The sequence below is a fragment of the Algimonas porphyrae genome (genome assembly GCF_041429795.1).
Taxonomy (GTDB): domain Bacteria; phylum Pseudomonadota; class Alphaproteobacteria; order Caulobacterales; family Maricaulaceae; genus Litorimonas; species Litorimonas porphyrae.
On record NZ_CP163424.1, the window covers coordinates 1,465,115 to 1,483,020 of the forward strand.

The 17,906-nt window shown below is 58.4% G+C and carries 15 protein-coding genes and 1 tRNA gene; 9 read left to right on the forward strand and 7 right to left on the reverse strand.

What is annotated here, in order from left to right; genetic code table 11:
• Positions 1–31: 31 nt before the first annotated feature.
• Complete coding sequence (locus tag AB6B39_RS07135; protein ID WP_284369287.1) at positions 32–796, reverse strand: M48 family metallopeptidase; 765 nt, start codon at positions 794–796, stop codon at positions 32–34.
• Between the two features lie 18 nt (positions 797–814).
• Here AB6B39_RS07135 and AB6B39_RS07140 point away from each other — a divergent pair, with 18 nt between their 5' ends.
• The 4 genes from AB6B39_RS07140 (at position 815) to AB6B39_RS07155 (ending at position 5,139) form a co-directional block, all read left to right on the forward strand.
• Positions 815–2,554, forward strand: a complete 1,740-nt coding sequence (locus AB6B39_RS07140; protein WP_284369286.1) for a hypothetical protein — start codon at positions 815–817, stop codon at positions 2,552–2,554.
• A 4-nt stretch (positions 2,555–2,558) separates the two neighbouring features.
• On the forward strand, positions 2,559–3,296 hold the full coding sequence (locus AB6B39_RS07145) for a TMEM175 family protein (protein ID WP_284369285.1): 738 nt from the start codon (positions 2,559–2,561) through the stop codon (positions 3,294–3,296).
• 155 nt (positions 3,297–3,451) lie between these two features.
• The gene (locus AB6B39_RS07150) at positions 3,452–4,201 is read left to right on the forward strand and encodes an electron transfer flavoprotein subunit beta/FixA family protein (protein WP_284369284.1); all 750 of its coding nucleotides are present in this window, start codon (positions 3,452–3,454) and stop codon (positions 4,199–4,201) included.
• Positions 4,201–5,139 carry an electron transfer flavoprotein subunit alpha/FixB family protein gene (locus AB6B39_RS07155; protein WP_284369283.1) on the forward strand — a complete coding sequence of 313 codons (939 nt, stop codon included), beginning with the start codon at positions 4,201–4,203 and terminating at the stop codon, positions 5,137–5,139. The genes AB6B39_RS07150 and AB6B39_RS07155 overlap by 1 nt, the downstream gene beginning before the upstream one ends.
• 71 nt (positions 5,140–5,210) lie before the next feature.
• On the opposite strand, the gene AB6B39_RS07160 is transcribed toward AB6B39_RS07155, so the two are convergent.
• The 6 genes from AB6B39_RS07160 to greA all read right to left on the reverse strand — a co-directional run bounded on the left by AB6B39_RS07160 (position 5,211) and on the right by greA (position 13,895).
• The gene (locus tag AB6B39_RS07160) at positions 5,211–8,084 is read right to left on the reverse strand and encodes a response regulator (protein ID WP_284369282.1); all 2,874 of its coding nucleotides are present in this window, start codon (positions 8,082–8,084) and stop codon (positions 5,211–5,213) included.
• Positions 8,085–8,378: 294 nt separating this feature from the next.
• Positions 8,379–9,293 (reverse strand): LysR family transcriptional regulator, encoded by a 915-nt coding sequence (locus tag AB6B39_RS07165; RefSeq protein WP_284369281.1) that lies wholly within the window; start codon positions 9,291–9,293, stop codon positions 8,379–8,381.
• A 128-nt stretch (positions 9,294–9,421) separates the two neighbouring features.
• Positions 9,422–11,053, reverse strand: a complete 1,632-nt coding sequence (locus AB6B39_RS07170; RefSeq protein ID WP_284369280.1) for an alpha/beta hydrolase — start codon at positions 11,051–11,053, stop codon at positions 9,422–9,424.
• A gap of 268 nt (positions 11,054–11,321) precedes the next feature.
• The gene (gene trxB / locus AB6B39_RS07175; RefSeq protein WP_284369279.1) at positions 11,322–12,377 is read right to left on the reverse strand and encodes a thioredoxin-disulfide reductase; all 1,056 of its coding nucleotides are present in this window, start codon (positions 12,375–12,377) and stop codon (positions 11,322–11,324) included.
• 93 nt (positions 12,378–12,470) lie between these two features.
• A complete protein-coding gene (locus AB6B39_RS07180) occupies positions 12,471–13,418 on the reverse strand; it encodes a mitochondrial fission ELM1 family protein (protein WP_284369278.1) in 948 nt (315 codons plus the stop codon).
• Between the two features lie 3 nt (positions 13,419–13,421).
• Complete coding sequence (gene greA / locus AB6B39_RS07185) at positions 13,422–13,895, reverse strand: transcription elongation factor GreA (protein WP_284369277.1); 474 nt, start codon at positions 13,893–13,895, stop codon at positions 13,422–13,424.
• Between the two features lie 258 nt (positions 13,896–14,153).
• Here greA and AB6B39_RS07190 point away from each other — a divergent pair, with 258 nt between their 5' ends.
• The 5 genes from AB6B39_RS07190 (at position 14,154) to AB6B39_RS07210 (ending at position 17,798) form a co-directional block, all read left to right on the forward strand.
• On the forward strand, positions 14,154–14,504 hold the full coding sequence (locus AB6B39_RS07190; protein WP_284369276.1) for a UrcA family protein: 351 nt from the start codon (positions 14,154–14,156) through the stop codon (positions 14,502–14,504).
• A gap of 190 nt (positions 14,505–14,694) precedes the next feature.
• Positions 14,695–15,654: a P1 family peptidase gene (locus AB6B39_RS07195; protein WP_284369275.1), complete on the forward strand. Its 960-nt coding sequence runs from the start codon at positions 14,695–14,697 to the stop codon at positions 15,652–15,654.
• A gap of 52 nt (positions 15,655–15,706) precedes the next feature.
• A complete protein-coding gene (locus AB6B39_RS07200; RefSeq protein ID WP_284369274.1) occupies positions 15,707–16,195 on the forward strand; it encodes a GNAT family N-acetyltransferase in 489 nt (162 codons plus the stop codon).
• A gap of 60 nt (positions 16,196–16,255) precedes the next feature.
• Positions 16,256–16,332, forward strand: a tRNA-Arg gene (locus AB6B39_RS07205).
• Between the two features lie 128 nt (positions 16,333–16,460).
• On the forward strand, positions 16,461–17,798 hold the full coding sequence (locus AB6B39_RS07210) for a tyrosine-type recombinase/integrase (protein WP_284369273.1): 1,338 nt from the start codon (positions 16,461–16,463) through the stop codon (positions 17,796–17,798).
• The last annotated feature ends 108 nt before the right edge of the window (positions 17,799–17,906 follow it).

Below are 17,906 nucleotides of genomic sequence, written 5' to 3' on the forward strand. Positions count from 1 at the left end.
GCTCTGCGCCAGTCAGCTTTGTTGACGCCCGTTAAACCTCGGCCCCTATGGCGTGCAATTCCTGACCGTGCCGGTTCAGCCAGCGCTTGGCCATCTTCGTTTCCGGGAACAGCCGTTCGCAGAGGGCCCAGAAGGCGGGGCTGTGATTGGCCTCGATCAGATGAGCGCATTCGTGGGCGCAGACATATTCCAGAATGTCCGGCGGCGCGCAGATCAGACGCCAGCTATAGGAGATATGACCTTCGCCCTTGCGCGTGATGGCGCTGCCCCAGCGCGATGACTGATCGCGGACGCTGACCTTGCCGACGCGTTTCCCAAGCTCACCCGCATAATGATGCGTTGCCGCTTCCAGTTCAGCCCGAGCCTCGCGGATCAGCAGTCGGCGGACGCGGCTGGGAAAGCTGTCGGGATCGGGTGAGGGAACGATGATCCGCCGTCCGGCGCGGTCGACCCTGGGGCGGGCTTTGCCCGGCGGGCTAACCAGCCGGTAGAGATCGCCCTGAAACAGGATGTCCTGTCCCGGCACGAAGGGCATGGGCGGGGGCAGCCCTTCCAGTTGCACATCGATCCAGCTGCGCTGCTCTGCGGCAAAGCGGCGCGCCTGCGCGAATGACCGCAGCCCGGGGACAATGACATGGACCTGGCGCTCGGCAGCCTTGACCTTGAGCGAGACGCGCCGGGCCCGGTCGGACAACACATAGAGTACACGCGGATCGTCGGGATCGCGTAACGGGAATTGCGTCTTGTCAGGCAGGGCCGGGCCGCTACTGTTACGTTTCAAACGTGCCAAACTCATCCCGAACGGATTTCCAACATGGTCAAATCTTCGCGCTCCCTACGCCATTATCTCATGGCAGGCCTCTGTGGCTCGGCTCTCTTGATGGGGGCGTGTTCCGGCGGGGACAAGACCCCGGCGGAGGAAATCACAGTCGATGCGGCGTCGCTCGAACTCAGCCAGGCCGATGCGACAGCCCTGTCGCGCTATTTTCAGGTGGCCCCGCGCAGTGGCGATGAAGCCACAACACTGCAACGGCTCGACAGTCTGGAGCTGAGCGCCAGCGAGGATATGTCCGCCGGTCGTGTCATTGACGGCTCCACGGTCAGTTTTACGGACTGGCGGACGACGTCGGAAGACGGGACCTACACAGCCGATAGTGTCACGCTGATCGGCCTGCACGAAGAGGACGGGCAGACGACCTTCGACAAGATGATCGTCAATAATTTCGCGGCCCTGACCTATGAGGGTGAGGGCGATGCGCGCACCCAGACCGCCAATGTCAATGTCGAAGAACTGACCGTCGTGTCACCGACGCCGGATCTGGCTTTGGCGCTGGCACGGATGATTCGTGGCGCTGACGGTGCGGATGTTCTGGACGGCGACGCTGCCAATGAATTGTCTGACACCGCGTCTTTCAAGGCGCTGCATCTAAAGGCCATGACGCTCGACGCCGCCGAGGGCGGCGATATCGCAAAAGCGCGAGTCGGACAGATTGTCGTCGGGAATGATGCAGACGCAGAAGAGGCCGACCTGATCGTGGAATCGATCGATTTCGATTTCAGGTCTGACGACGATGCGGCAGACGTCTTTGCGCTGAAAATGGACGGGATGACCGCGCTGGGCCTCGATACGTCGACGACGCAGTCGGCCATGCAGGGCACTCCGTTGGCCGGTGGCCTGTTTGAGAACCTGTTATCGCCATCTGGCAAGCTGCCCTATCGTCAAATCGATCTGGGAACGGTCGATTTCCGGTCTGCCATGTTCGATCTGGTCATGGACGGGTTCGAAGCCGATAGCGACGTCGATGGTGTCGTAACGACGTTGCGGTCCGTGCTTTCGCCGATGACTGTGACGATCAAGGACGCGGCGAACACGCCCGTCGCCCCCTATATGGAGGTGTTGCGCAATAACGGCCTTGATGTGATCACGCTGAAAGGGTCGCAGACCATGACGATGAATAGCCGGACCGACCGGATGGCTGTCAGCGATGCACGTATCGAGATTGATGAAGGCCTGCGGACGCGTTGCGACTATACGCTGGACGGCATCAATGCCGCGGCGGCTGCGATGAAAGCAACCGGATTGACCCCGCCAGAACTCTTCATCACGACCGAGGGGGACACGACGCAAGAGGAGCGCGAAGCGCAGGTCGCCGATTATATCGCGGCGATGGAGGCCTATAATGCAGCTCAGGCCGAGGCGAATTCCAAAATCCGGATCGTCGGCCTGAATTGCGATGTTCAGGACGTGCCGGGCAACAGTCTGGTCGAGCGCGGATATGCCGTTGCATCAGAAATTACAGGCAGCCCGGTCGCGGTCCTGAAAGGCAGCGCCAAGACGGCGATCGCGCTGGGGTCGATGATGGCGCCGAGCGAGTTCGAACGCGATCTGATGGATACAGTCGGATCGGGTCTGATCGACTTTATCGATACGCCGGGTCAGACCATGCGTATTACCATGGCCCCGGAAAACCCTGTCCCGATCACGTCGCTGACCGGTCAAGCCGGTGAGGAACCGACGATCAAGCCGCTCGGGTTGAGCGTCGAGGTCAAATAGTTTCATGTTGCGCGATGCGGTCGGGCAACATCTGGACCATGAACCGCATTTTCGCTGGCGTGGCGAATCGGTCACGCGGATCGAAAACCTGTCGGATATCGCCTTCGCACTGGCGCTCGGCATGTTGATCAGCGGGATCGATGCGCCGACGACCTATCCGGAGCTCATCCGTTTTCTCGTTTTCATCATTCCCGCTGCGGCAGGATTCGCAGTCCTGCTCAGCGTCTGGAGCGCGCATTACACCTTTTTCAGGCGCTATGGCCTGACCGATAAACGAGTAATTTTCTACAATGCCGTTCTGATTTTTCTTGTCCTCTACATGGCTTACCCACTCCGGTTCGCCTTCGATTCCTTCTTTGCCTTCGTCATTGGTGTCTCCACGGGCGATGTATCGCGGAACCTGGAAATCGGCGTTTCCAGCTTTGAAATCTCGGGCCGTATCATCGCTATATTCGGCGTCATATATGGCATGCTGTTCAGCGTGATCAGCCTCATGTATGTTCATGCGTTGCGACAGGCGGAGGTATTGCAGCTCAACGCGTATGAGCTGGCGATGACCCAGCGGGCCTGCTTTGCCCGCGGGTTCGAAGCTTGCTTGGCATTCGGCGTGGCCGCGCTTGCCTGGTTCACCAATCTGAACGGCTTTGCCGGCGGACTGCTCTTTTTTACGTGGGTTCCCTACGTATGGGGTCGCAAAATCTTCCCGGTGCAGGCGGACGACAGTCAAGAGAGCCCGGCCTGATAGCCCTTGTTGATAGCCCTTATTCGAGGGGATTGCGGTGCGCGGATTAGAAACATACGCCTAAGGATCGCCCCTGTGCGGGAATGTCGCTTGAAAGTGCGGCCCGCCTTTCGCATATGATCGCCAAATTCACCTTTTCGAACCGTGGAGACCCCATGAAAGTTCTCGTCCCGGTCAAGCGCGTGCTTGACTACAACGTCAAAGCCCGAGTCAAACCTGATCAGTCAGGTGTCGATCTGTCCAACGTCAAGATGAGCATGAACCCGTTCGACGAGATTGCTGTCGAAGAAGCGGTACGCATGCAGGAAGCCGGCACGGCGACCGAAACGATTGCTGTCTCTATCGGCCCGGCCAAAGCGCAGGAAACCATTCGGACGGCTCTGGCCATGGGAATGGATCGGGGCGTTCACGTCACAACCGATGACGATCTGGAACCCCTCGCTGTCGCCAAGATCCTGAAATCGGTGGCCGAGGCCGAGGGCGCTGACCTTGTCATCATGGGCAAGCAGGCGATCGATAATGATTATGGGGCGACAGGCGGCATGCTGGCTGCGCTTCTGGACTGGCCGATTGGTCAATATGCCAACACGGTTTCGGCTGGCGATGGCAAGATCGAAGTGAAACGGGAAATCGACGGCGGTCTGCAAACCGTCAATCTGCGGCTCCCGGCTGTTGTCACGACCGATCTGCGTCTGAACGAGCCCCGCTATGCGTCGCTGCCCAACATCATGAAAGCCAAACGCAAGCCGATCGAAGCCAAGACGCCCGACGATTTCGGCGTCGACACGACGCCGCGTCTGAGCGTCGTGAAAGTGACGGAACCAAAAGCGCGCGAAGCCGGCATAAAGGTCGAAGACGTCGCGACGCTGGTCGATAAACTCAAGAATGAAGCGGGAGTTCTCTAATGGCGACTCTGGTTGTAGCCGAACATAATAACGCGTCCTTGGCCGACGCCACATCCAAGACCGTCTCTGCCGCTGCCATGCTGGGTGGGGATATCGATATTCTGGTGGCCGGGCAGGGCTCCTCTGCTGCCGCCGATGCCGCGAAGACGATCGACGGTGTGCGTGCGATCATTCACGTCGAACATGCGCTGCTGGAAAAGCAGATGCCCGAAGCGATGGAAGCGACGATCGTCGCGCTGATGGACGGCTATGATACCGTCATGGCGCCGGATACGACGACGCATAAGGCCTATATGCCGCGTGTCGCCGCAAAGCTCGACACGCAGCAGATCAGCTCGATCACAGGTATTGAGGACGGGGCGTTCGAACGTCCCATTTATGCAGGCAATGCCGTCGCCTATGTCACATCGGCAGACCCGAAAAAGGTCGTGACAGTTCGCACGACGGCCTTCCCGGCTGCGGGTGAAGGCGGCTCGGCTTCGGTCGATGCGCAATCCGCCGAAATCGGTGATACGGGCTCTGAATTCGTGTCCGAAGAGCTGACTAAGTCCGACCGTCCGGAGCTGACCGGTGCGAAGATCGTCATTTCCGGTGGCCGCGGGATGGGGTCGGGCGAAAACTTCGCCCTGATCGACAGCATTGCCGACAAGCTCGGCGCGGCTGTCGGGGCCTCTCGCGCCGCAGTCGATGCGGGCTACGTCCCGAACGACTATCAGGTCGGTCAGACCGGCAAGGCCGTTGCGCCGGATCTCTATATCGCTGTCGGTATTTCCGGAGCCATTCAGCACCTGGCTGGCATGAAGGACTCCAAGGTCATCGCTGCCATTAATAAGGACGAAGAGGCGCCGATCTTCCAGGTTGCCGATTACGGCCTTGTGGCAGACCTGTTCAAGGCGCTGCCTGAGCTCGAAGCCGAGCTGGAAAAGATCGGTTACTAAGCCCATCGCAATCCAGACATGATGAAGCCCGCCCTTTCAGGCGGGCTTTTTTCATGGCGAACAAGTTGTGATCAAGCGGCGCGTGTCTCGGAGCTGTCGACCGCACGTCCCGAATAGCGTTCCAGCACTTCGAGCAACTGGTTCTGTTTCACTGGCTTGGTCAGATAATGGGTCATGCCGGCGTCCAGACAGTCCTGTCGGTCATTCTTCAGCGCATGACCGGTCAGGGCAATGATCGGAACGGGGCGTTGCGCGCCTGTTTCCGCCTCGAAAGCACGGATCGTGCGCGTCGCTTCATAACCGTCCATGATCGGCATGGAGACGTCCATCAAGATCAGCGGAAAGCGATGCGCTTCCTGCATGAACATGTCGGATGCGATCTTACCGTTTTCAGCGAAGACCGGTTCGAAGGCCGTGTCGACCAGCATGAGCCGGACCACGTCGCGATTGAGCGGAAAATCCTCGGCGACGAGAATTTCCTGCTTGGCAGGCGCGGCGTCGGGAGATTTGACGGCGTCTGGGGCCGGGTTCTTGGCAAGGGCTGGGGCTGGAGCTAGGGCCGGGTCCGGGGCAGCGGCCGGGTCTGGCGCAGCCGGCGCGACAACCTCTTCCAGAGCCATATCCGGGAATCCAGGCGCTACAGGTTGTGGCTGGGTGCGATGATCAGTCGCTGCAGGCTGGACCGCAGGGGGCATTTGGGTTGCCGCTTGGGCCTGGATTGCTGGCATTGCCTGCACCTGCGTGGCTGTCTCTTGCGGCGCTATATCTATCGGTGCGGACAGCAGACCTGTCTTCAGGAAATCGACCGGGTCATCCAGCGGGCTATCGTCGGCGATTTTGTCGAAGCCCGACAGGTCGAACAATGTGTTCACGGATGGCTCTATCTCAACTGCCTCTGGTGCTGTCACTGCAGGCGCGGCAACCTCGACTGGAGGTGTTGTCACGGGCTCAGCCTGGACGGCTTTTCGCGCGAGAACGCGACCCAGCGTATCGAAGAGCCGCCGTTCGCGGACCGGCTTGACCAGGTAGGACGCAATGCCGATCTCGGCGAGTTCCTGGCTGGATACGGACTGATCACAGGAAGACAGCATGACCATCTTGGGAACAGGAAGCTGGTCTTGCTTGGTCAGGATCGAGGCCAGTTCGCGACCATTTACGCCCGGCATCAGATAATCGAGCAGGATCACATCGAAGTTCCGTGTCGTCGGGTCCGACGCATTGGCCTTTATTCGCTCGACCGCTTCGACGCCGTGGCTGGCCGTTTCGCTGGTCATGCCCCAGCCTTCCAGCTGTTTTGTCAATATGGTGCGGTTGACGTCGATATCGTCGACAATCAGGGCGTGTTTGCCTCGTAGAGCTTCGATATCGAACGTTTCGACGACCGCATTATGATCGCGTTGCAGCGGGATGCGCACGCCGAAGGTGGAGCCCACGCCGACTTCGGAGGTGACTTCGATCTGTCCGCCCATCATCTCGGAAATCCGCTTTGTGATGGCCAGGCCCAGCCCGGTGCCGCCATAGACGCGGGTGGTCGATCCATCCGCCTGCGTGAACTTGTCGAAAATGGCTTGCAGCTTGTCTGCAGGAATGCCGATCCCGGTATCCTTGACGTCCAGGGCCACGACTGGGCACTCGGGGTCGCCCGCCTCATTGTCGATCCGAACTTCGATCTGGACGTAGCCTTCGGATGTGAACTTGATTGCATTGCCGACCAGATTGGTGAGGATCTGCCGGATCCGTCCGGCGTCGCCGATAAAGTGGCGCGGCAGCTCCGACGGATAGTCGATGATCAGTTCCAGATCCTTGTCCTGCGCGGTAGCTGTCAGCAATGAAGTCACATCGTTGACCGATGATTTGAGGTCGAACGGGGTCGGGTCGAGTTCGAGCGCGCCGGCTTCGATCTTCGAGAAATCCAGGATATCGTTGATGATTGCCAGTAATGCGGTCGCGGAACTGGTGATGACATTGACATATTCGCGCTGCCGGTCATCAATGTCGGAGCCTGAAAGCAGCTCGGCCATTCCCAATATGCCATTCATCGGCGTCCGGATTTCGTGGCTCATATTGGCGAGAAATTCCGACTTGGCCTTGCTGGCATGAACGGCTTCGTCGCGCATACGCTCCAGCTCCGCTTCATGACGGCGCTCATTCTCGATGTCGCGGACGAAACCGCGGATTTTTTGCGGGTGGCCATGCACGTCGAACAGGATTTCCGCGCTTGTCCGCGTCCAGCGATATTCATCTTTCGCAACCAGAGTCCGCATGTCCAGCTCGACGCGACGATTGTCACGCGACAGCTTCGACATTGCGTCCTGCGCGCCGGGTCGGTCCTCGGGATGTATCATCTGGAAAATGTTCTTCTTGCGAACACTGGCGTCGCCGTCTTCCGACAGCATGTTGCGAAGGGACTCTGAGAGCGTATATTCCTTCGACTTCACATCGTAGATCCAGAAGGCCGCTTTTCCCATGCGCAACGCGGCATTGAGGAGATTGGTCATCTCCAGCAGTTCCGTCACATCGTTGGACACGGAAATCGTATAGCCATTATCCAGCACCTGACGGCAGAAGCGGTGCGTCGTGCCATCGCCCATCTTGACGAGGCGAGAGGTGACGCCCCGGCCTTCGGCCACATTCTTTCGCTGTTCGCTGGCCGATAGCGCATTCTCGGCCATGATTTCCGGCGTCAGCATGCCGTTTTTCATCATGACGTCATGCATCTTGGACAACGGATCGCCGATCGCAATATCATCCGGACCTATTCTGAGCTGTCGCCGGACAGCATTGGACATCATCCGGTAGCGCAGATCCTGATCGAGAATGGCCACACCGAAATCAATGTTGCGCAGCAGCATGTCGAGAAAGTCCCGCTCCATGCCGCTATCGACGAGAGTCGAGACTGTGACATCCTGCTCGTCGATAAAGGCGCTGCCCGTAATGTCGTTCATGCCAATTCCACCTGCAAGTCTTGGGCGTTTCAAGTCAGGTCTGGTCGAAAGGAGTTAAGATTTTGCGCAAAAAAAAGCCGGACACTTGCAAATTGCAAGGTCCGGCTAAAGTCTTCGCAATTCAGTCGGGGAGAGTGAGTTGCGGCAAAAAAACACAGCAGCGGCAAAAGGGGAGGACGTCGCCGTGTGTTGAGTGTCATTTAGGGAGGTTCAAACTCATTCAGAACCGATAGGGACGCAAGTTTGCTATGCATTTCTGCATAACAAAGCACAGAAACCGCCAGAAAATTGTCGTCAGCTAATGAATGATGGCGATGTGCGTGTCGCGCGCTGCAGAAATTCCCGGAATACCTTAGCCTTGGCCGAGCCGCGTAGCTCAGTCGGGTAGACGAAGTAGAGTTCGAAGCTTTCACCTCGCACATCCGGTAGAATCCGGACAAGTCGCCGCGTCGCAGCCGTCATGTAATCCGGCAGACCCGCGACACCGACACCGGATTCGGCGGCGCGCATGATCCCGTGCAGGTTGTTTATGCTCATGACGGGCTTGCGCGGCTCGGCGCCTTCGTCCCGACCGGCTGTCAGCGCCCAGTTCGAGCTTTGCAATTTTGACGGAAGCAAGTCGCCGAAAGCGACAATCGCGTGATCGTCGAGATCCTGCGCGGATGCTGGCGCACCATATTCCGACAGATAGGCCGGGGAGGCATAGAGCGACTGCGTGATCTGTCCGAGTTTGCGCTCGATCAGGTCGCCTTGCGTCGATGGCCAAGGGCGAAGGGCGCAGTCCACGTCGAAACTCATCAGATCATGTTCGCTGTCTTCCAGCAGCAGCTGAACTTCGATGTCGGGATAGGTCTTGATGAATTCGGGCAGGACGGTCGTCAGCCAGTTGGAGCCCAAAGAGATGGGAGAACTGACGCGCAGAACGCCTTGTGGCAGCTGGCGGACATTCTGGACGGTTGCCAGGCTCATGGCGATCTTGCCGTGTACTTCGTCTGCGGTCTTGAACAGAACCTGTCCTTCTTCCGTCAGGGTCAATCCGCGCGCATGGCGATGGAAGAGGGGCATGTTCATGCGATCTTCCAGCGCCGCAATCTGTCGCGATACGGCTGATTGTGAAATGCCGAGATCCTCAGCTGCGCCCGTCAGCGATCCCGTCCGCGCCGCCGCGTGAAACGTCTTGAGTTTGTCCCAGTCGATCGAGTCCGGCATGAGGGCGCTCCTAAAGGGGATTGGCACACGTGCAAAGTGGCAAAGCGTGGGCGACGCATATCGCTAGCAACGAGTCTGGCTGGACTGCCGCCTGCATGAAGGCGACCGTAATCCTTTCAATGTCCGGGCTAGTCGTCCGTCAATGCGCGGAAAAGATCTGGATGAAAGCGGCTGACCGTGCTGAGTGATGCGTCGCAGGGTCCGGATGCGAGCAGACCCAGATGCTGAGCGCCATCAAGCAAGACGGTCTGAAGATTGTCCTCGCCGATCGTGTCCTTCAGGCGACTTATGGCCCGATCCGTTGGAGTCGAGTCGTCATGCTCGCTGAAGATGAATGTCATCTGTCCTAAATAATCCGCCCAGACAGTGATCGGGTCGAATTCCAACGACAGGGTGGTGAACCAATTATCACCATCCAGATCGACGGATTCCGCGTCGGGAAAGAGCCAGTCTCGAATTGTCTCATCAGCGGATGCTTGTTCTGTCACGGCCTGCAGAGTATCTGACATAGCGGGATTAGCCACAAAGTCGAAGAATGCATTCTGCTGTCGTAATGCCAGATCAATCGACGTCTCATCAATTCCAGAACAACCCATGCGAATGCGCGTATTATAGATATTCTGCTCTCTGACGCTGATTGCGGCTCCTGCCGCACCGAGCAGCACGATCTGTTTCGCCTGCCCGCCACGTTCGATGGCTGTGGCCGCGACCCATCCGGCCTGGCTGGACCCCGCATAGATTACAGGTCTGTCCGATAAGGCTTCGTCGGCCAAAAGCGCTTTTTCTGCAGCAATGACATCTTCGGCAAGCCTGTCGAAGCCCGCCCGACTCCAATCTCCCTCGGAACTGCCGGTTCCTCTCTTGTCGAAGACAATGACGGCATGGCCATTGGCCGCAAATTCATCGGCTATAACGGCAATGATCGACGCATATCCGTTGCGGTCCTGTGGTCCAGAGCCATGAATGAGCACAACCGATGCCTTAGTTGAGGGTTCGACCGGGCGATAAATCAATCCGGAGAGGGACGTATCGTCAGAGGATTGGAAGCTGATTTCATCTTTAGTGTAAGCAGTATTACGCTTCGCTGATACGGTTTGACCATTCTGCGTCATCGTTAATGTCTGGCTGTCGGAAGTTGTCGGCTCATCGAATTTGAACGTCGTTGTAACATTGCTTGACAGGACAGTTTCACCACCCGTCCATTCCAATCCGGACACGCGGTTCAGGCCCTGCCAGACCTCCGTGCAACCATCCCTGACGAAAAGGCGATAGGCTGACTGGGTTACGATAATGTCGCAACCGTCAGGACGCTGATAGCGACCCGTCAATCGACGATAATAGGCAGGATCGAGCTGTTCGGAATCAGCATCGAAAAGAACCGGGCCTGGTAAAGCTTCGAACGCGTCACGTGTCGCATCGGTCGCTCGGTCAAAGGTGAACATTGCCGAGGCGCCGTTCTGTATCACCCGCTCGACTTCGAAATACCCATAGGATGCAGCGCCACTGGCAAACCTCAACCGATAGACACCCCGATCGCGAAGGTTTTCGCCTTCGGGCGCGGAACTTTCAATTCTGAAATTAAGATCGATCTGTTCCTGCGTTCCAATTTGTGAAAAGAAGTCGGAAAATGATGCTTCAATATCCTCACGGCCTACGTGGCGTGTTCGGTCCGAACCATAAGCATATTCAATGATGGCGTCATCAGTGTAAGCGTTGGCAGCGACGCTTGCATTCTGTATCCTGTAAGCTTCGCGCAACATACCGTATGCCCGATAATCGTCAGTTGGGGATGCCGGCGGCTCTAGTATCGACATTTGCGAAGTCTGTAAATCTTGGGCCTCAGACTGGACTGTTGGAATCTGGGTGCCTTGTAACTCGGTCGTGTACGATGGCGTGCATGCAGCTTGGAAAAGAATGGCGACAAGCCACGCAGGCGTAAGCCGATAGACACGGTTTAATTGCATCGTAATTCAATATGCCGCTCTGAAAGAAAGCGCAACCACGGCCGAGCGGGCCGGTCGGATCGATTTATTCTGCTGCGTCAACGGCTCCGCTGAGCTGATCGATATCCACCGACTTGGCAGCGAGATCGTCGGACAGTTCGGTCACGACACTATGTGTTCCGGCCTGTTCGCCGAGCGCGTCGCGCGCAGCGAGCCACTTCTCCGCCTCCAGCGCGGCCATGCAGCCAAGTCCTGCTGCTGTCACCGCCTGACGGTAGGTTTCGTCGGACACGTCCCCGGCGGCGAACACGCCCGGAATGTTGGTGCGCGTACTGTCGGGTGCGGTGATGATGTAATTGCCTTCATTCATCTCGACATGACCCTGAAATATCTCGGTGGCGGGTTTATGTCCGATGGCGATGAAGACGCCGTGGGTCGGCAGGATGCGTTCCTCGCCCGTCTTGGCGTGCTTGATCCGTGCGCCCGTTACATTCGGCATGGGCGTCGTTTCGCCGACGATCTCTTCCAGCGTATGATCCCAGAGAATTTCGACATTATCCTTGGCGAATAGGCGTTCCTGGAGGATTTTCTCGGCCCGAAGTTCGTCGCGGCGGTGGATGAGTGTGACCTTGCTGGCGAGACCCGAGAGATAAAGCGCTTCTTCTACAGCCGTATTGCCGCCGCCGACGACGACGACATCCTTGCCACGATAGAAAAACCCGTCGCATGTGGCGCAGGCCGAGACACCGAAACCGCCAAATGTCTCTTCCGATTCGAGGCCGAGCCACTTGGCCTGCGCGCCTGTGGCGATGATGATGGAATCTGCCGTATAGACCATGCCGCCATCGCCGATCGCCTTGAATGGATGGACGGTGAAATCGACGTCGACAATCATGTCCTCATAGAATTCCGTGCCGAATTTCAGCGCATGTTCCTTGAACTTTTCCATCAATTCCGGGCCCATGATTTCCGGGAATCCGGGATAATTCTCGACATCGGTGGTAATGGTCAACTGCCCGCCCGGTTGTAGCCCCGCCACAATGGCGGGTTTGAGCAGCGCCCGTGCCGCATAGACGGCAGCCGTATAGCCAGCAGGGCCGGAGCCGATGATCAGAACAGGATGATGAACGGTGTCGCTCATGGAAGAAGGCCTTTCAGGGTGTAACGTGAAAATAGGTGCACGCCCGCCGCCCCGCAAGCGCCTGCCTGTCGCATTCCTGTGAACGATACTGCGCTAGCGGCGGGACGGGAGGCGATCCCATATGATTTTGGCCACTCGCGCCGTTTCGTTCAGCGGGTCATAGGGGGCTGTCCGTTGCGTTCCGTCCCAGCGTTTAAGGCCGCAGCGTTGCTCCAGCGCGTCATAGAGCTGCTGAAATTTTCCCGGCTGGCCGCTCATCGGCAGACGGTAGACGGGTTTGCCAGTCGCGCAGCTCTCCGTCAGCATATTAGTGCTGTCTTCAGTCACGAGGATAAGGTCGGCTGCGCCCAGAAAGGCGAAATAGGGGTTGTCGTCGTCACTATCCGGCGTGTGCAACCAGATTGCGCCGGCTTGTGCGGCCAGCTCTTCCCATTGGGACTGAACCACGTCCGGCGTCCGGCGCGATGTGGTGACCAGCAGACTGTGCCCCTCGTCCAGGAGTTGCCGTGCGGCGTTCAGATGAAAGGCTGCGTCGGCGTCACTGATCGCGTGCGTCCGGCTGGGGCCGCCGATGGCCAGCATGGCGCGCGGTGCGGGCAGGCGGTTGATCCGGTCCGACAGGCGCAGCAGGTCCGTTACGATCCGGTCACGGCTGACACGGTTCGGCGAGCCGATCATGCTGACCACATTCGGGCCGGACAGGCCGTCATGCGTCGGCGCGACCACCAGGTCGAACCGTGACGGATCGAGCCGGGGGTCCTGGACATAGCAGGTAAAGGCCGATCCGCTCCGGCGCATCGCGATGAGGGGGGCAATCGCCTGTCGCCCGCATCCGATTACAAGATCGGCGCGCGGCAGGCCGAAATCGCGCCGTCCGATCAGCTGCAGGGATGGCGGCAGGGCCGCAAAAGCCGAGCGCGGCGTCAGCCGGTGGGTCAGGATTTCGCAGGCCGTTGCTGATTGTCCGGCCACCGCTTCGGCCAGTCCCAAGGCTTGGTTTTCGATTCCACGTCGACCGTCAGAGACGACGAGGATCCGCATCGGCTACTTATATCCGATTTCGAGGATTTCGTAGCCCTTGGCGCCGCCCGGTGCGATGACTTCGAAGACGTCGCCGACTTCCTTGCCCATCATGGCCCGTGCGATCGGGCTGGTATTGGAGATCTTGCCGTCGCGCACATCGGCTTCGTCTTCACCGACGATCTGGTACTCGGATTCCTCGTCCGTATCTTCATTGACGATCTTCACATTGGCCCCAAACGTGACCTTATCGCCCCGCAGGTTGGATGTATCTATCACTTGCGCCAGGGACAGTTTCGATTCCAGCTCCTGAATCCGGCCCTCGATAAAGCCCTGTTTTTCCTTGGCTGCGTGATATTCGGCATTCTCCGACAGATCGCCATGGTCACGCGCAACGGAAATGGCCTGGATAATTTCAGGGCGTTCTGTCGTCTTCAGATGCTTCAGCTCTGTTTCGAGCGCGGCATGGCCTTCCGGGGTCATGGGAAATTTCTGCATGGATATCGATCTCGTCGCGCGTCGGAATGGTCGTGCTTTCAGCAAAACCGGCATCAGGCCAGTCTGCAAGCCGGAAACATTTAGAAGGTTTGGAAGGTAAATCAAGAGTTTGCCGTGCAAATCCCGGATGCACGGCCAAACATTATCGATTTTCAATAAAAATATTCTTGTCTACATTTGTAGTCGAAGCTAGATGTTAAATCAAGGTCGTCCTTCCGGTGCCACGGAGCCGACCTTTACACACTAAAGGAGACTATCATGACAATGACCACGAAACCTTTCGCCCGCACCGCTCTGCTGGCAGGCGCCTTGATGATGACGGCGCTGCCCGCTGCGGCGCAGGTGGCAGCCAAGGTCGAAATCAGCGCCAAGTCCAACGGGGAGCGCATCACCGTCGCCGTGCCGACGTCACTGATGACATCCGACGACGGTATGGAGAAGCTGTATACAGCGCTGCAGCGCAAGGCGGAGAAATCCTGCAAGGTGACGATTCCGATGCGGATCGGCAGTTCCGTGACAGTCGGACGCTGCACACGCAAGCTGATGAATGGATTTGTCGCCGATCTGGATCATTCCGGCATGGCTGCGCTGCATGCGCAGCGCTCGTAAGGAGACGTCGACAGGCTTTGGGCAAAAAGCGAAGCGGCGGGAGTGCCACCCCGCCGCTTCATGTCCGATTCCATTCTTCGAAAGGAGACGAGAAAAAGAGACGAACTTCATATATCTGTGAAGTTGGCCGCCAAGAGTCAAGCTCTCGCCCCGCGTTGCCACGTCGCGTGCGACCGCATAGGACCCCGACATGGCTGATGGTTCATCCGAATTTCTTCCCTTTTCCAATCTGCGAATCGGACATGCGCATGACATGCGTGTCAGGACGGGCGTTACCGTCATCCTCCCCGACCGTGCCAGCCTGTGCGCGGTCGATGTCCGCGGTGGCGCACCCGGCACGCGTGAAACCGATACGCTGGCCCCCGGCGGGCTGGTTGACCGCGTCCACGCCATCGTCCTGGCCGGTGGATCGGTCTACGGGCTGGGAGCTGCCGATGCGGTCTGCCGCGAATTGGGTGCACAGGGCATCGGCTTTGTCGCCGGACGTCCACCCATTCCGGTCTCTCCCATCGTGCCGTCGGCCATCCTGTTCGATAATGCCAATGGCGGCGACAAGGATTGGGGAACATCGCCGCCTTATCAACGCCTCGGTAGCGAAGCGTTCGCAGCTGCCAGTGGCGAAACGGGCGAAGGCGCCATCGGTGCGGGCTACGGGGCGACGGCCGGTATCTATCCCGGCGGTTTCGGTATGGCCACGGAAACGGTCGGTGAGGCAACGGTCTGCGCCCTGATTGCGGCCAATCCCGTCGGGTCGCCTTTTCTGCCGGGAACGGCTGTTCCCCATGCCTGGATCTATGAACGGGACGGGGAATTCGGTCGGCTTACCCCGCCTGCCGATTATCGATGGTCGCCGCCCATGGACACCAAACTCTCCTTCTTGGCCCAGGCTGGGCAGAATACGGTGATCGGTGCGGTCGTGACGGATGCGGCGCTGTCGACGTCCGATCTGAATCGGCTGGCGATCATGGCGCAGGACGGGCTCGCACTGTCCGTGCAGCCGTCCCACACGCCGCTGGACGGCGACACGATCTTTGCCCTGTCGATCGGAGAGATGGAACTGTCCGGTCCGGGGGAGCTGTCGCAGCTCGGTTCTGCAGCCGCGCGCGCCGTCGCCCGGGCGCTGACGCGCGGCGTTCTGGCGGCTCGCTAGGACAAACAATATGAGGGCGACGACATGAAGACGCCGAAATGACACAGGCCCGATGACAAGAAAGGACATGACTCCGGACGCGATTGCCCCGTCGCATCATGCCGCGATCCTGCGCAATAATGCTCATTATGTGCATTGGCTGTCGCCCCTGAGCGAGCAGGAGCTCGACGATCTGTTGCGAGTATCCGATTATGCGCGTCAGCTGCAAGGCGGAGAGGCCGTCCTGATCGGCTATTCAGGCATGGGCGACTACCGACACAAACATGTCGACTGGCTCGGTGACCGCCTGACAAATTTCTTCTATATTGATCGCATCATTATCCGTGAAGAGATGCAGCAACAGGGAGCCGGACGCATCCTATACGACGATGTCGCCCATTATGCGCGACAACAAGGTCATGCGGCGCTGGCATGCGAGGTCAATAGCGTGCCTGACAATCCGGCCAGTCATGCCTTTCATATCACCCTGGGATTCGTACCAGTGGGCGATGCGGAGGATCCGGACGGCAAAGCCGTGCGTTACTATGTGCGAAAGCTGTAAATCAGCCTCATAAACCCCTTGCGGCTCCGCGCCTGCCCGACTAAAGCCCGCCGCCTAGACGCACCGGTAGCTCAGCTGGATAGAGCACCAGACTACGAATCTGGGGGTCGGGGGTTCGAATCCTCCCCGGTGCGCCATTATCCGCAAGTTTGTTAATGCTAAGTCACTGGAAAACTTATGTTTTCCTGCGGCTTCCTGCAACCGCCTGCCGTTTCCCGCCACTTCTGGGTAACATTTTGGGCAACAGACTGGGTAACATTTTGCCATGGGAACGACCCGAAACCGATACCTCGTCCGGCGTGGAGAACGCTGGTATTACTTCCGCCGCATACCCAAGCGTTATGCCGAGGTGGACGACCGCACCTACAGCAAAGCCTCGCTTAACACGGACTCCCTTACCGTAGCGCGCGAGCGACGTGACGCGATGGCGGATGCCGATGAGCAGCAGTGGGAATCCATGCTCGCCGAGTTGGGTAACAATTCAACTCCGGAGGTCGCAAAGGTCTGTCGATATCGATCAGCGCAGCGTCGAGCGCGCGCCATGGGCGTACTGTTCCAGCCGGTCGAAACGCTTGCCGCAAAGGCGAGCGTCGAGGAGCTTGTCCAACGGGTCAAGGTCGCCACCGGACCACATGCAACAGAAGCGATTGCCGACGCGGTTCTCGGCGCAGCGCCCGAGCCGACAGTGACTGTTCGAGATGCGTTGGCGCTCTACTTCGACAAGCTCGCCGTCAACGACCTACGCACAAAATCACCAGCCCAAGCCGCCAAGTGGCGACTGCCGAAGGAGCGCGCTATCGAGAACTTTGTTGCGCTCTGCGGAAACCTGCCGATGAACGCTATCGATAGGAGCCACGGTCGCGCCTTCTATGAGTGGTGGGGAGAGCGTCTGCATCCGTCCGATGGCTCAAAGGGCATGAAGCCGAACAGTGCCAACCGAGACCTTGGAAATCTGCGAAAGCTGTTTCGGGAATACTGGACTTACGAAGGCCAGGAAGATCGGCAGAACCCATTCCGAAACCTGCGATACAGCGACACCGTAACGACGAGCCGTCCTGCATTTTCAGACCAATGGGTCACGGGACGCATCCTTGCGCCCGGAGCATTAGACGGCTTGAACGAGGAGGCTCGACTTATCGTGCGCGCACTGGTCGAGACAGGCTGTCGTCCGAGCGAGATTGCTAATCTTGAGGCCGAGGACATTCGCCTCGACTGCAATGTGCCCCACATCTTGATCCGCCCGAAGGCAGGGCGCCAACTGAAGTCGCGGGCGTCGCAAAGAGAGATTCCTCTAATTGGAGTTTCGCTTGAAGCGCTTCGTCAAGCACCAGAGGGCTTTCCGCATTACCGCGACAAAAGTTCATTATTGTCGAATAGCTTGATGAAGTTCTTTCGCAATAACGGTCTCTTGGAGACGCCGGAGCACACCATTTACTCATTCCGTCATGCGTTTGAAAAACGCATGCTTGAAGGAGGCTTGGATTACGGACTGCGGTGTACTCTCATGGGGCACAAGAATAGCAGGCCCCAATATGGCGACGGTGGTTCGCTCGATTTCAGACAGCGACAGCTAGAGTCAATCAAGCATTCCACGACACAATGAGCCGGTCACGGGACACGCGCTGAAACCGACATTTTGCGATCCCCAAAAGCAGAGGCAAAGTCACAAGCTGCATCGCGAATGAACCGGCAAATGATGGAGCAAATTAAG